17 protein-coding genes and 1 pseudogene are annotated in these 14,166 nt (G+C 59.6%); 10 read left to right on the forward strand and 8 right to left on the reverse strand.

Features of this window, described 5'->3' with window-relative positions; all coding sequences use genetic code 11:
* Positions 1-40: 40 nt before the first annotated feature.
* Complete coding sequence (gene ggt, locus BK670_RS15175; protein WP_123450752.1) at positions 41-1,768, reverse strand: gamma-glutamyltransferase; 1,728 nt, start codon at positions 1,766-1,768, stop codon at positions 41-43.
* A gap of 152 nt (positions 1,769-1,920) precedes the next feature.
* Here ggt and BK670_RS15180 point away from each other — a divergent pair, with 152 nt between their 5' ends.
* Positions 1,921-2,436: a methylated-DNA--[protein]-cysteine S-methyltransferase gene (locus BK670_RS15180; protein ID WP_123450753.1), complete on the forward strand. Its 516-nt coding sequence runs from the start codon at positions 1,921-1,923 to the stop codon at positions 2,434-2,436.
* Positions 2,437-2,531: 95 nt separating this feature from the next.
* On the opposite strand, the gene BK670_RS15185 is transcribed toward BK670_RS15180, so the two are convergent.
* The 4 genes and pseudogenes from BK670_RS15185 to BK670_RS15200 form a co-directional block, all read right to left on the reverse strand.
* Positions 2,532-3,122 (reverse strand): NUDIX domain-containing protein, encoded by a 591-nt coding sequence (locus BK670_RS15185; RefSeq protein ID WP_123450754.1) that lies wholly within the window; start codon positions 3,120-3,122, stop codon positions 2,532-2,534.
* Between the two features lie 152 nt (positions 3,123-3,274).
* Positions 3,275-4,276: pseudogene (locus tag BK670_RS15190) on the reverse strand (chitinase); the annotation flags it as partial.
* A 43-nt stretch (positions 4,277-4,319) separates the two neighbouring features.
* Positions 4,320-4,955: a lytic polysaccharide monooxygenase auxiliary activity family 9 protein gene (locus BK670_RS15195; RefSeq protein ID WP_123450756.1), complete on the reverse strand. Its 636-nt coding sequence runs from the start codon at positions 4,953-4,955 to the stop codon at positions 4,320-4,322.
* A gap of 221 nt (positions 4,956-5,176) precedes the next feature.
* Positions 5,177-5,614, reverse strand: a complete 438-nt coding sequence (locus BK670_RS15200; protein WP_123450757.1) for a hemerythrin domain-containing protein — start codon at positions 5,612-5,614, stop codon at positions 5,177-5,179.
* A gap of 147 nt (positions 5,615-5,761) precedes the next feature.
* On the opposite strand from BK670_RS15200, the gene BK670_RS15205 reads away from it, so the two are divergent.
* A complete protein-coding gene (locus BK670_RS15205; protein ID WP_123450758.1) occupies positions 5,762-6,187 on the forward strand; it encodes a GNAT family N-acetyltransferase in 426 nt (141 codons plus the stop codon).
* A 64-nt stretch (positions 6,188-6,251) separates the two neighbouring features.
* On the opposite strand, the gene BK670_RS15210 is transcribed toward BK670_RS15205, so the two are convergent.
* On the reverse strand, positions 6,252-6,602 hold the full coding sequence (locus tag BK670_RS15210; RefSeq protein ID WP_093434342.1) for a hypothetical protein: 351 nt from the start codon (positions 6,600-6,602) through the stop codon (positions 6,252-6,254).
* Between the two features lie 134 nt (positions 6,603-6,736).
* Between BK670_RS15210 and BK670_RS15215 the strand changes: the two genes are divergently transcribed.
* The 8 genes from BK670_RS15215 to BK670_RS15250 all read left to right on the forward strand — a co-directional run bounded on the left by BK670_RS15215 (position 6,737) and on the right by BK670_RS15250 (position 11,372).
* Positions 6,737-7,066 (forward strand): DUF6388 family protein, encoded by a 330-nt coding sequence (locus tag BK670_RS15215; RefSeq protein WP_123451399.1) that lies wholly within the window; start codon positions 6,737-6,739, stop codon positions 7,064-7,066.
* 25 nt (positions 7,067-7,091) lie between these two features.
* Positions 7,092-7,796 (forward strand): YoaK family protein, encoded by a 705-nt coding sequence (locus BK670_RS15220; RefSeq protein ID WP_123450759.1) that lies wholly within the window; start codon positions 7,092-7,094, stop codon positions 7,794-7,796.
* 109 nt (positions 7,797-7,905) lie between these two features.
* On the forward strand, positions 7,906-8,298 hold the full coding sequence (tusD, locus tag BK670_RS15225; protein WP_093434386.1) for a sulfurtransferase complex subunit TusD: 393 nt from the start codon (positions 7,906-7,908) through the stop codon (positions 8,296-8,298).
* Position 8,299: 1 nt separating this feature from the next.
* Positions 8,300-8,656 (forward strand): sulfurtransferase complex subunit TusC, encoded by a 357-nt coding sequence (gene tusC, locus BK670_RS15230; RefSeq protein ID WP_123450760.1) that lies wholly within the window; start codon positions 8,300-8,302, stop codon positions 8,654-8,656.
* Complete coding sequence (gene tusB, locus BK670_RS15235) at positions 8,656-8,949, forward strand: sulfurtransferase complex subunit TusB (protein WP_123450761.1); 294 nt, start codon at positions 8,656-8,658, stop codon at positions 8,947-8,949. The genes tusC and tusB overlap by 1 nt, the downstream gene beginning before the upstream one ends.
* Complete coding sequence (locus BK670_RS15240; protein ID WP_123450762.1) at positions 8,946-9,281, forward strand: TusE/DsrC/DsvC family sulfur relay protein; 336 nt, start codon at positions 8,946-8,948, stop codon at positions 9,279-9,281. The genes tusB and BK670_RS15240 overlap by 4 nt, the downstream gene beginning before the upstream one ends.
* Positions 9,278-10,279: a glycosyl transferase family protein gene (locus tag BK670_RS15245; RefSeq protein ID WP_123450763.1), complete on the forward strand. Its 1,002-nt coding sequence runs from the start codon at positions 9,278-9,280 to the stop codon at positions 10,277-10,279. Before BK670_RS15240 ends, BK670_RS15245 begins: the two co-directional genes overlap by 4 nt.
* 91 nt (positions 10,280-10,370) lie before the next feature.
* Positions 10,371-11,372: a glutathione S-transferase family protein gene (locus tag BK670_RS15250; RefSeq protein WP_123450764.1), complete on the forward strand. Its 1,002-nt coding sequence runs from the start codon at positions 10,371-10,373 to the stop codon at positions 11,370-11,372.
* A 116-nt stretch (positions 11,373-11,488) separates the two neighbouring features.
* Here BK670_RS15250 and cysG read toward each other — a convergent pair whose 3' ends face one another.
* On the reverse strand, positions 11,489-12,883 hold the full coding sequence (gene cysG, locus BK670_RS15255) for a siroheme synthase CysG (protein ID WP_123450765.1): 1,395 nt from the start codon (positions 12,881-12,883) through the stop codon (positions 11,489-11,491).
* On the reverse strand, positions 12,884-14,164 hold the full coding sequence (gene serS, locus BK670_RS15260) for a serine--tRNA ligase (protein WP_038369693.1): 1,281 nt from the start codon (positions 14,162-14,164) through the stop codon (positions 12,884-12,886). It lies immediately after the preceding gene.
* Between the last annotated feature and the right edge of the window lie 2 nt (positions 14,165-14,166).

Here is a 14,166-nt window from a genome sequence, read left to right on the forward strand (position 1 = left end):
GAGAAAGGGGCGGAGTGAGCCCGCCCCCTTTTTACGCCCCTCAGTAACCCAGCGACAAGCCCGTGTTGCGGCGTGGATCGTTGGCGCCGTAGAAGCGGTTTTTGCCGACCGGTTTACCGCCCAGCGACGGCGCACCGACCAGAATCGCGGCGATGTGGTTGGCGTCCTGCGGCCCGGCAAACTTGTGCCCCCAGCTCTCGAGGATCTTCTTCGTATCGGGGCTGGCGGCGAAGTCTTCGAGGTTGGTTTCCTCCGGCATCCACTGCTGGTGGAAACGTGGCGCATCGACCGCTTCCTGCAGGCCCATGCCGTAGTCGATGACGTTGAGCATGGTCAGCAAGGTCGCGGTGATGATCCGACTGCCGCCCGGTGTACCGACCACCATCACCACTTTGCCGTCCTTGGTGACAATGGTCGGGCTCATCGATGACAGCGGTGCCTTGCCCGGGGCAATGGCGTTGGCTTCACCCTGCACCAGACCGTACATGTTCGGCACGCCGACCTTGGAGGTGAAGTCGTCCATTTCATCGTTGAGGATCACCCCGGTCTTGCTCGCCATCACACCTGCGCCGAACCAGTCGTTGAGGGTGTAGGTGACCGACACCGCATTGCCCCACTTGTCGACGATCGAATAGTGGGTGGTGTTGCTGCCTTCATGGGGCGCCGTGCCGGGCTTGAGTTCAGCTGACACGCCGGCCTTTTGCGGCTGGATCGCGTCGCGCAGTTTGGTCGCGTAGTTCTTGTCCAGCAGATGCTCGATCGGGTTTTTGACGAAATCCGGATCGCCAAGGTAGCTGTTGCGATCGACATAAGCGTGGCGCATGGCTTCGATCTGGTAGTGCATGCCCTGAGCCGAATGGAAGCCCAGGTCCTTCATCGGGTAGCCTTCAAGAATGTTCATGATCTGGCAGATCACCACCCCGCCGGAGCTTGGCGGTGGTGCCGAGACCACGTGGTAGCCGCGGTAATCGCACTCCACCGGAGCCAGTTCGCGGGTCTTGTATTTGTCGAGATCGGCCTGGGTGATGATGCCTTTGTTAGCCTGACTGGAGGTGACGATGGCGTCGGCCACCCAGCCTTTATAGAAACCGTCAGCGCCCTTTTCGGAAATGCTCCGCAGGGTTTTGCCGAGGTCTTTCTGCACCAGTTTCTGCCCGACCTGCATCGGCTCGGCGTTGTGCAGGAAGATCGAACCGGAGTCGCGCATGTCCTTTTTGAACACGTCGGTGGCGTACTCCAGCAGCTCGACGTCGCCCTGCTGCAGCTCGAAACCGTCTTCCGCCAGTTTGATCGCCGGCGCAATCATTTCCTTGCGCGGCCTGGTCCCGTATTTGCTCAGCGCCAACTCCATGCCGGACACGGTGCCCGGCACGCCCACCGCCAGGTGGCCACGGGTACTCAGGTCGGGAACAACGTTGCCTTCCTTGTCGAGGTACATGTTGGCGGTGGCCGCCAGTGGCGCTTTTTCACGAAAATCGAGGAAGGTCTTGCGCCCGTCCGCCAGTTGAATAGTCATGAAGCCGCCTCCGCCGAGGTTGCCGGCTGCGGGATAGACCACCGCCAGTGCGTAACCCACGGCAACCGCGGCATCGACGGCATTACCGCCACTTTTCAATACGTCGACGCCCACATGGGTGGCCAGATGTTGTGCGGTGACCACCATGCCGTTTTCCGCGGCAACCGGTGCCACCGACGCCGCGTGAGCCATGAGACAGCTAAGCGCCAGTGAGGTCGCTATCAGCGATTTGGCCAAAGGTTCGTACTTCATGAGTCGATCTCTTTTTTGTTTTCAGGGTCTGTGCAGAACAGAGCGGGAACGCTGCAAGAGCACCAAGCAGTATGGTCGGCTTTGCGTATTGCGCCTCCCCGATCAGGCAGTATGCTGGGCGCTGTTGCCGCCCTGATCCGGAGCCTGCCGTCATGTCTTACACGTTCATCACCCTGCCCTCGCCCGTCGGCGAGCTGAAGCTGGTCGCGAACGGTTCACGACTGGCAGCCATCCTCTGGGAAAACGACAAACCGAACCGCGTGCGCCTTGGGCCGATGACTGAAGCACCCGACAATCCGGTCCTGCAGAAAACCGCTCGGCAACTCGTAGAATATTTTTCCGGGACGCGGAACAGCTTCGACCTCGAACTGGATTTCGCCGGCACCGATTTTCAGAAAAAGGTCTGGGCGGCGCTGCTGACCATTCCCTTTGGCGAGACACGCACCTACAGCCAGATTGCCGAACAGATTGGCAATCCCACCGCCGTGCGGGCAGTGGGTGCCGCCAACGGACGCAATCCGATTTCCATTGTGGCGCCATGTCATCGGGTGATTGGCGCTTCGGGGAAGCTGACCGGGTTTGCCGGGGGGCTGGAGGCTAAAGAACGCCTGCTGACCCTTGAAGGTGGCGACTGGTCGCCAATTGGCAAAACCGGGGATCTGTTTTAGTCAGTTAAAACAGATCAAGAGATCGCAGCCTTCGGCAGCTCCTACCCTGGAATGCGTTTTCCTGTAGGAACTGCCGAAGGCTGCGATCTTTTGATTTATTGGGCAAACAGGTTATTCATCGCCGCATACTGCAACAGCATGATGGTCTTGGCGTCGCAGATCTCACCGCGCTGAAACGCCGCCAGCGCTTCGTCGAAACCCCACTCCAGCACTTCCAGTTCTTCGGTCTCTTCTTCCAGACCGCCACCGTCGCTGACCTTCGACGCAGCATCGTATTCGGCAATGAAGAAATGCAGCTTCTCGGTCACCGAACCGGGACTCATGTAGGCCTCGAATACCTTCTTCACATCGTGCACGCGATACCCGGTTTCCTCCTCGGCTTCATCGCGAATCCGTTGCTCCGGGGCGACACCTTCGAGCAACCCGGCCGCCACTTCGATCAGCAAGCCATCATGGCCATTGACGAACACCGGCAAGCGGAACTGTCGGGTCAGCACCACCGTGCGCTGCTCGCGGTTGAACAGCAGAATCGCTGCGCCGTTACCACGATCGTAGACCTCACGGGTCTGACGCTGCCACTCGCCGTTGTTGCGGTGATAGTCGAAGGTGATTTTCTTCAGCAGATACCAGTCATGGGACAACACCTGAGTGTCGACGATGCTGACCCGCTCGGCTGTGTTGGACATGACGCTTGTTCCCGTTTCCTGAGTAAGCCGCCATGGTCGAATAATTGCGCGAACAAAAAAAGCCCGGCAGCGCTACCGGGCTTCTTTATTTGCAGCTAACGAGCGATGTGCGACAGCTTGTCATCGACATCCGACTCGGCGGAACCGACCCCGTGAATCAACGGTCCATAACGCCGGCTGAACTCCCAGTTATACGGCACAAGATCCTTGCTGGTGCCGTTGTCCCAGTTTACCGACCAGGTCATCAGGCCTTTGATCGGCAGCCCCTTGATCGCCAGACGTTTGAGGACGTTACCGACCACGGTTTTGTCGATCACATAACCGGTGCCGGCCGCGTCATTGTTGGCCGGCAGGCCTATGACGAACTTGTCCGCCGGGATGCGGGTGAAGCCGCGTGTACCGCTCACCAGACTTTCGGTCAGGTAATAAAGGAAATCTTCCTTCAGCGCATCGTTGTTCTGCGCAATCCATGCACCCGCACCGTTATTGGCTTCCTGTACCCAGACGCCGTCGCCACCCTGGTTGTAGAACTGCGGGGCGATGAAGTCGTAGTAGCCTTCCAGCGCCTGCAGGTAGCTCACGTATTTGCCGGTGCTGGTCAGGTACGGAAACTCCGGGGCCATGCTGATGATGAAGTGCTTGCCTTGGCCTGCGTAGTGATCCTTGACCAGTTTCAGTGCGGCCGGCAGGACGGTCTTGTTGGCAGCGAAATCAATCGCGCTCTGTTCAAGATCGATGTCCAGCCCGTCGAAACCATAGGTCTCCACCAGACGGATGATTTCATTGGCCAGCGGTTGCTCCTGACCGCTGCGCAACTCGATGTGCGCATCGGCACCACCGAGGGAAATCAACACGGCTCGCCCCTGGCTGTTGAGCACACCGACCTGACGGCGGAACTCGGCATCGGAAACGTTGAACGGCTTGAAGGTCGGAATGCCGCTGCCCTTCATGAAGGCCACCGCGACGACGTTGTACTCCTTGGGCACTTCCTCCAGCGAGAGGTTGGCAAAGCGGCCCTGGCGGTAACCATCGCTCGGGCCTGCGGGCCAGTTGTGCCAGAAGCCCATAAGGATCTTTTTGCCGGCAATGCTCGGCATCAGCGAGGCGGCATCGCTCGCGGCGTTTTGCACTAAAGAGAAATCGATTTTTGACATGTTCTAATCCTTCAGAACGTGTGGGTTTGGCGACGCTGCGCCGTTATTTGAAGTCGACGTCGAAAGCCTGATAGAAGGCGTTGCCGGTGTTGGCAACAATCCACATCAGCACGATCACGTGATGGCCTTTTTTGTTGGCCGGCAGTTTCACCGCGTGATTGACCTTGGCCTTCAGCTCATTCGGGTAGCTGTAATACGGCACCTGAGTGTAGAAGTCCTCGAAGAACGGTTGGGCTTCCAGTTGCGCACGATTGATGCGCTGTTTCGGGTCCCAGCCATCCTTGGTGATCAGCCAGCGGTAGCCGCGAGTGGTGTGCGGTGCGGTGTATTCCCACTTGATTTCGAGGGTTTGTCCCGGGGTGACATTGAGCAGCGGCCAGGTGAACGGACGAGCGAGCTTCTTGCTCATCTCCTCATTGGTGAAGTTCACGCAGTCGCGGGCATCACTCTTGCCACCGCTGAGAATGTAGCCGTCGGCCGGCGGCGTGACACTGTCCGAGTCGCTCTGGTAAGGCGCCGGAAACGGCCCCGCTGCCAGCGCCGGGAAATTCTTCCCGCCTTCCATCTCGTTGACCTGCCAGGCACCGAGCAATCCTTGCTCAATGGCAACCGCACCGCGGCTTGCAGGGGAAATGACACGACCGTGTCGCAGTTGGGATTGTGTTTGTGGTTGGTTCATGTTTTTCACTCCGTTGATTTAAGAACTCTCCTTTCCGAGGAGAGGCCTTCAAGCTAACGGAGGCGAATTTTTTGTCCATCGGCGGTTTTGTCGCAGTCAGTGGGTGAAAGCCCGCAAAACACCGCAAACACTGGATGTATATACAGTTATTTACGATAACGCCCACCCGAGATGACGCCAAAAGATTACACGCCGACGCTGCAAAAACTGCCATTCAGTACTCACGACAACTGTGCCTGAAACTCCTTTTCGTATTGCCCGGCGAGCTGTTCTTTCTGTTTTTCGTTGAGCAATTTGCCGGCCATCTGGAAGAACTTCTGCTCTTCTTCTTTCAAATGATGATGAACCTTGTCCGAGAGCTTCTTCGCGGTTGCCAACCACGCCGGACTGGACATCTCGGTCTCGTCGAGTTCTTCCATCATCTCGTCCATTTCATGGTGTTCAGCGATGGCGTGGCGGCTCAGATCGACACCCTCATCAAGTTCCATCAACGGAATGTAGAAATGGCGCTCCTCAGCAGTTTCATGAGCCTGGAGCTCTGCCTTGAGCTGTTTGTAGGCTTCGACCCGCTCCGGCGTATCGCCGCTGGTTTCGATCAGGGTCTTGGCGTAGCGACGCTGGCGATCATGGCTTTCGCGAAGGGCTTCGAAAATATTCATGGGGGATCCTCATCAACCGCGTGCTGGAATGACGCTGTAAAAGCTAGACCCCAGCGCGTGAGCAGCAGTTCCACCGGGTTGAGAGGGGCTTGGAAGATCACCACTGGGCAGGATAGGCTGCGGGCTCACATCACAAGGAAGTCGGGCATGAACCTGCGAATCGAGCTGTCACAAAACCCTACCGAGGAAGAACGCACAGCCATCCTCGCGCCGCTGCGCGCGCACAACGTTGCCAAAGCCGGGCCTTCGACATTCGAGCCGATCGCTCTGTTAGTGCGTGATGAACACGACGCTATCCTCGGAGGCTTGTATGGGCACACGTTCTATCGTTGGCTGTTCATTGAGTTGCTGGCGGTGCCGGAACAGGGCCGCGGCAAGGGCATTGGTTCGCAGTTGATGCAGCGGGCGGAGGATCTGGCGCGAGAAAAAGACTGCGTTGGCATCTGGCTCGACACCTTCTCCTTCCAGGCACCTGAGTTTTACAAGAAGCTTGGATTTAGCGAATGCGGAGAGATTCTGGATTACCCACTGGGGCATAAGCGGCATTTCTTCCAGAAGCGGCTTATCAGTTGATTGCGTTGGCGCCTTCGCGAGCAGGCTCGCGAAGGCGGCTTGAGCCTCAACGCCACCATTGGCCCTACAGACAGGTCGCCAACGCCGCCAACCGGCGCTTGGCGACAAAGTCATCCTTCTGCGCGTAGTAATTCAGCGTCGTTCCCGACGCTTCAGTGAGCACATCGACAAACGACTCCGCCGAACGGGTATAAACCGTCGTACCGCCCGATTTACGCGGCTCCAGATACGCCGCCGCATCCACGCCGAACACCGCTTCATCTTGCCAGCCGAATTGCACACAGCGCGCCACGTCTTTTTCGGCTTTGTCCGACGTCAACACTTTGTACGGGGTTTTCGTGCGAGCATCGTCCATCACCGAGCCTGCGCAACCGGCCAGCAGTGTCGCGGCCAGCGCTACCATCAGAATTCGCATTGCATTCGCTCATTCAGAAAAAAGCGGACTGTATCATCGCAGCAGCAGGAATCGTTCTGCTTTACTGCATTTATAGCGCGACAGACGCAGGCCGCTGCGGCAACCTAAGGTCATCAGCCTCACAAGGAAAACATATGGCGCCTACCGATCAGCGACATGAACATGCCCTGAAAGTGTTTCTCGACGCGCGTCCCGAACTGCGCGAAACCCTCGATCACCTCAACCCGTTGCTGGCCCAGGCCAAGGGCGAAACGCAAGCGCAGTATCGTGAAGAACGTCTGCATGAAGCGTTTGAAGCCGAAGCGGAAAATCTCGGACTGTTTGCTTGGGAGTTAACGTTGCAACTGACCACTGATTCGCCAGAGGAGTATCAGGCGCATCGGTTGGAAGTGCACCGTGAAGTCGCGGAAATGGCCGGGATGGATTGGCTGGAATATTGCGATCTGTATGGCATAGAACCTTAACCGCCGCCCAAGGACACCCCTAACGATGCTGCCATCCGCCTCGACTGACCGCGCCAGCCCCGGCCATCTGCACACAAAAAAGTGGCGCGGTCGGATTGGTCTGGCGCTGGTGGCCAGCCTCTCGGTATTGGCCGGCATGACCGACGCCATCGGCTTTATGGCCAGCGGCGACTTTGTCTCGTTCATGAGCGGCAACACCACCCGACTTGCCGTGGCAATCAGCGATGGCGATATCGGCTTGACCGTGCGTTTGTTGATCCTCGTCGCCACTTTTATAGCCGGGAACGCCCTGGGTGTTGTCATTGCCCGTTTCGGTGGACGCCGGGCGCTGCCGTTGCTGCTGTGCATTGCCACTCTGCTGTGCGCGGCTGCCGCCTGGCCATTCGACACACAACTGCCGGCGCTGATGGCGGCGATCATTGCGATGGGCATGCTCAACGCGTCGGTCGAAGAAGTGAATGGCCTACCGGTCGGGCTGACTTACGTGACCGGCGCATTGTCGCGGTTCGGCCGTGGTTTGGGGCGCTGGATGCTCGGCGAACGGCGCAGCGGCTGGCGGGTGCAACTGGTGCCCTGGAGCGGGATGTTTATCGGCGCGATTCTGGGCGCGGTGCTGGAACATCACCTGGGACTCCAGGCGATGTTTGTCAGCGGTTTGCTGGCTGCAATCATCGGGTTGTTCTCACTGAAAATCCCGCGGCGCTGGCAGCTGGGCTACATGCCCCGCTAATGGATCAGTAAGCCAACCTCGTGTAGGCGCTGTCGAGTGAAACGAGGCTGCGATCTTTTACGGCCTGCAATGCTTTATCATGGCCGCAGTTTTGCTGATCGAGTCCGTCATGAAGTTCGCCATTGCGCTGTTTTCCGCCGCCCATGCGCCCTCCTCGCGCCGCGCCCTGCTGTTTGCGCAAGCCGCGCTGGCCGGTGGGCATGAAATTGTCCGGCTGTTTTTCTATCAGGACGGCGTTTATAACGCTTCGGATGCGGTGGTTACCCCGCAGGACGAACTGGACCTGCCCAAACAATGGCGCACCTTCATCACTGAGCAAAAGCTGGACGGAGTGGTGTGCATCGCCGCCGCTCTGCGCCGTGGTGCGCTAAATGCTGAAGAAGCCAAGCGCTATCAGCGTGACGCCGTCTCCGTCAGTGCCCCTTGGGAATTGTCCGGTCTTGGTCAGTTGCATGACGCGGTGCAAGACGCTGACCGCTTGATCTGCTTCGGAGGTGCGTGAGATGGCCAAATCCCTGCTGATCATCAGCCGTCAATCGCCATGGTCTGGCCCCGGCGCCCGCGAAGCGCTGGACATCGTGCTGGCCGGTGGCGCCTTCGACCTGCCCATTGGCCTGCTGTTTCTCGATGATGGCGTGTTGCAACTCGCCGCCGGGCAGAACGCCAAGGCCCTGCAGCAGAAAGACCTGAGTGCCAACCTGCAGGCGCTGCCGATGTTTGGTGTAGAAGAGTTGTTTTACTGCGCCGACAGCGCCAGCACGCGCGGAATTGGCAATCTGTCGCTGGACGAAGCGCAGCCGCTGGCCGCCGAGCAAATCACCGCCCTTATTGACCGTTACGACCAGGTGATCACCCTCTGATGTCGACTTTGCATGTGTTGTCTCATTCCCCCTTCGGCGATGATCGCCTGACCAGTTGCCTGCGCCTGATCGGCAGCGCTGATGCTTTGCTGCTGTCCGGCGATGCGGTGTATGCGCTGCAAACAGGCACCGCGCCCTTCACCGCGCTGCAAAACCGCCAGATCAATGTGTTTGCTCTCGCCGAAGATGCACAGGCTCGCGCCATCGAAGTCCCGGATTGGGCCGAAGCCATCGATTACCCGGCCTTCGTCGAGCTGTCGATCCATCACGACAAGGTCAACAGCTGGCTATGAATTCGATGACCGTCGGCGCCCGCGCCATCGAACTGGACAAGGACGGCTTTCTCGTCGACCTGAGCGACTGGTCGGCCGAGGTGGCCAGCGCTCTCGCCGCCGCCGAGGCCATCGAGTTGACCGCCGAACACTGGGAAGTCCTCGAACTGCTGCGCAGCTTCTATGCCGAATTCCAGTTGTCCCCGGCCACCCGGCCACTGATCAAGTACACCGCGCTGAAACTCGGCCCGGACAAAGGCAACAGCCTGCACCTGAACCGACTCTTCAAAGGCACCCCCGCCAAACTCGCCGCGAAACTGGCGGGCCTGCCCAAACCGACGAATTGCTTATGACCGACTTTCCAGCACTGACCCTCGAAACGCCTGCCGAACACCCGTTCGCTCAATTCGTGCGCATCCTCGGCAAAGGCAAACGTGGCGCTCGCGACCTCACTCGCGAAGAGGCCCGCGAAGCCATGGGCATGGTGCTCGACGACAAGGTTGAAGACACCCAGCTCGGCGCGTTTCTGATGTTGCTGCGGCACAAGGAAGAAAGCGCCGAGGAGATGGCCGGGTTCACCGAAGCGCTGCGTGAGCGCTTGCAGGCACCGCAGCTGAACGTTGACCTGGACTGGCCGACCTATGCCGGCAAGAAGCGCCATCTACCGTGGTATCTGCTGGCGGCCAAATGTCTGGCACAGAACGGCGTGCGCATCTTCATGCACGGCGGCGGCGCGCATACCGCCGGGCGCCTGTACAGCGAGCAATTGCTCGGCGCATTGAACATCCCGTTGTGCCGCACCTGGCAACAGGTCGGCGCGGCGCTGGACAACGGTGGCCTGGCCTTCATGCCGCTGGTGGACTGGGCGCCGCAGTTGCAGAAGATGATCGATTTGCGCAACACCCTCGGCCTGCGCTCGCCGATTCATTCGCTGGCGCGGATTCTCAATCCACTGGGCGCGCGTTGCGGCCTGCAAAGCATTTTCCACCCCGGCTATCAGGCGGTACATCGTGATGCCAGCGGCCTGCTCGGCGATACGGCGATTGTGGTCAAAGGCGATGGCGGCGAAATCGAGATCAACCCGGATGCCGACAGCCACCTCTACGGCACCACCGGCGGCGAGAGCTGGGACGAGGAATGGCCACAATTGTCGGCGCAGCGCCACGTCAAACCGGCGACCCTGGACGTTGAACATCTGAAAGCCGTCTGGCGTGGCGATGTGGTCGACAGTTACCCGCAAATGGCCCTGATTGCGACCATGGCCCTGGCCTTGCGCGGTCTCGGCCAAAGCCGTGAGCAAGCCTTCGCAACCGCCGAGCAATACTGGGCCGCGCGGGACAAATCGATTTAACCGATCATTCGCGCCCGATCTTTGCGCTATTTGTTCGAACTCATCGGAATAGACTCGACTCCAACGATTATTGGTTTACGGAGTCTTGATCATGGGGTTACTCGTCGACGGCCACTGGCAGGACAAGTGGTACGAAAGCAGCAAAGACGGCGCGTTTCAGCGCGAACAGGCCAAGCGCCGCAATTGGGTAACCGCCAACGGCGAACCCGGCCCCAGCGGTGAAGGCGGGTTTGCCGCCGAAGCCGGGCGCTATCACCTCTACGTTTCCCTCGCCTGCCCGTGGGCGCATCGCACGCTGATCCTGCGCAAACTCAAAGGCCTGGAAAGTCTGATCGACGTCTCAGTGGTCAGTTGGCTGATGCTGGAAAACGGCTGGACCTTCGACACGGCGCTCGGCTCGACCGGCGACCAGCTCGATGGCTTTGAATTCATGCATCAGCGCTATACCGCTGACACTGCCGACTACACCGGCCGCGTCACTGTGCCAGTGCTGTGGGACAAAAAACTCAAGCGCATCGTCAGCAATGAATCGGCGGAAATCATCCGCATGTTCAACAGCGCGTTCGATGGTTTGACCGGCAATGATCTGGACTTCTACCCGGCGCCATTACGTGGCGAGATCGATGCGCTGAACGAGCGCATTTATCCAGCCGTGAACAACGGCGTGTATCGCGCAGGTTTTGCGACGTCACAACAGGCTTATGAAGAAGCGTTCGATGAGGTGTTTGCCGAACTCGATCATCTGGAGCGACTGCTGGGTGCCAATCGCTACTTGTCGGGTGAGTACCTGACGGAAGCAGACATCCGCCTGTTCACCACGATGATTCGTTTTGATGCGGTGTACCACGGCCACTTCAAGTGCAACCTGCGGCGGATTGCCGATTACCCGAACCTGTCGAACTGGCTGCGTGAGCTCTATCAGTGGCCGGGGATTGCCGAGACAGTGGATTTCCAGCACATCAAGAACCACTACTACAGCAGTCACAAGACCATCAACCCGACGGGAGTTGTGCCGAAAGGGCCGGCGCAGGACTTTACTGTTGCCCATGATCGGGCGCGGTTGGCTGGGAAAGGGGTTTGGCGCCGGGGCTGATATCTGCATAGTGTTTGAAGGCGTCTTCGCGAGCAGGCTCGCTCCCACAGGGGATTCGTGCACGACACAGATCCAATGTGGGAGCGAGCCTGCTCGCGAATGGGGCGACTCGGTTCTCAGACCTGCGCTTGAGCCCCTTCGAACCACGCCAGTTTCTCGCGCAGTTGCACCACTTCTCCGACGATCACCAGTGTCGGCGCATGCACTTCATGCTCCGCCACCAGTCGCGGCAGATCAGCCAGGGTGCCGGTGAAGACACGCTGATTGACCGTGGTGCCCTGCTGAATCAATGCCGCCGGGGTATCGGCTGAACGACCATGCTTGATCAGTTGTTCGCAGATAACCGGCAACCCGACCAGGCCCATGTAGAACACCAGCGTCTGCGCCGGGGCGACAAGGTCGACCCAAGGCAGATCGGTGGAGCCGTCCTTCAAATGCCCGGTGACAAAGCGCACCGACTGCGCGTAATCGCGATGCGTCAGCGGAATCCCGGCATACGCCGCGCAACCGCTGGCCGCCGTAATCCCCGGCACAACCTGGAATGGAATGCCGTGGGCTGCCAGCTCTTCGATCTCTTCGCCGCCCCGGCCGAAGATAAACGGATCACCGCCCTTCAGGCGCACCACGCGCTTGCCGGCCTTGGCCAGGTCGACCAGTTGCTGGTTGATCTGATCCTGTGGCACGGCGTGATCAGAACGACGCTTGCCAACGTAGACCCGCTCGGCATCACGACGGCACAGCTCAAGAATCGCTGGCGCGACCAAGCGGTCGTACAGCACCACATCGGCTTGCTGCATCAGACGCAAAGCCTTGAAGGTCAGCAGATCCGGATCGCCCGGGCCCGCGCCGACCAGATACACCTCGCCGGTCGTGACCATGGCTTCACCATCGATCTTGGCTTGCAGCAGACGCTCGGCTTCGGCGCCCTGCCCGGCCAGTTGCCGATCGGCAATCGGGCCTTGGAACACGTCCTCCCAGAATCCGCGTCGCTGCTGCACATCCGGAAACAGGCTTTTCACCTGATTGCGGAAACGTGCGGCGAGTCCGGCCAATTGGCCGTAGGTCGACGGAATCCAGGTTTCGATCTTCGCTCGAATCAAACGCGCCAGTACCGGCGCGTCGCCGCCGCTGGAAATAGCAACGATCAGCGGTGAGCGATCGACGATCGCCGGGAAGATCACGCTGCACAAGGCCGGCGCGTCGACCACGTTGACCGGCACGCAGCGCTTGTGCGCATCGGTGGAGACTTGTGCGTTCAGCGTCTCATCGTCAGTGGCGGCAATAATCAGCCCGCAACCGTCGAGATCCGCCTCGACGTAACCGCGCAACAGGCATTCACCGCCAGAAGCGGTGACCAGCTCACGCAGTTGCGTTTCGATTTCAGGTGCGACCACCCGCAGCAGCGCACCGGCATCGGCCAGCAGGCGGGATTTGCGCAAGGCAATTTCCCCCCCACCGACGACCAACACACGACTGCCGCGCAGGTTGTGAAACAGCGGCAGATATTTCATTTAGCCGATGACCTCAAGGCCACCCATGTACGGCTTGAGTACGTCCGGCACACGGATCGAGCCGTCGGCCTGCTGGTAGTTTTCCAGCACGGCAACCAGGGTACGACCGACGGCCAGACCGGAACCGTTGAGGGTGTGCACCAGTTCAGGCTTGCCGGTTTCCGGGTTGCGGAAACGCGCCTGCATACGGCGGGCCTGGAAGTCGCCGCAGTTCGAGCACGACGAAATCTCGCGGTACTTGTCCTGGCTCGGGATCCACACTTCCAGATCGTAAGTCTTGACCGCGCTGAAACCCATGTCGCCAGTGCACAGTGCGAGGGTGCGGTAAGGCAGACCGAGCAGTTGCAGGACTTTTTCTGCGTTGGCGGTCAGGCCTTCCAGCGCTTCCATCGATTGCGATGGCTCAACGATCTGGACCATTTCAACTTTGTCGAACTGGTGCTGACGGATCATGCCGCGAGTGTCACGGCCCGATGCACCGGCTTCGCTGCGGAAGCATGGGGTGTGCGCCACGAACTTGATCGGCAACAGTTTCGAATCGACGATTTCGCCGGCAACAATGTTGGTCAGCGACACTTCAGCCGTCGGGATCAGGTACAGATCGGCTTCGCCTTCGCGGGCGATCTTGAACAGGTCTTCTTCGAACTTCGGCAATTGACCGGTGCCTTGCAGCGCCGGGGCCTGAACCAGATAAGGCGTGTAAGCCTCTTCGTAGCCGTGCTCGTTGACGTGCAGGTTGATCATGAACTGCGCCAGCGCGCGATGCAGACGGGCGATCGGGCCGCGCAGCAGAGCGAAACGGGCGCCGGACAGCTTGGCGGCGGTTTCGAAATCCAGCCAGCCGAACTTCTCGCCCAGGGCAACGTGGTCTTTCACTTCGAAGTCGAACGCGGTCGGCGTGCCCCAGCGGCGCACTTCAACGTTGTCGTCTTCGTCTTTGCCGACCGGCACGGATTCGTGCGGCAGGTTGGGAATACCGAGCAGGATCGAGTCCAGTTCGGTCTGGATCGCGTCCAGCTCGACTTTACCGGCACTCAGTTCGCCCGCCATGCGCTCGACGTCCGCCATCAACGGCGCGATGTCTTCGCCGCGCTGCTTGGCCTGACCGATGGATTTGGAACGCGCGTTACGCTCAGCCTGCAGTGCTTCGGTGCGGGTCTGGACGGTCTTGCGCTGTTCTTCCAGCGCTTCGATGCGCGCGGTATCCAGGGCAAAGCCACGGGAAGCCAGGCGGTCCGCTACGTCCTGAAGGTTGCTACGTAACAGTTTGGAATCGAGCATGT

Source organism: Pseudomonas fluorescens (assembly GCF_003732425.1).
Lineage (GTDB): Bacteria > Pseudomonadota > Gammaproteobacteria > Pseudomonadales > Pseudomonadaceae > Aquipseudomonas > Aquipseudomonas fluorescens_BE.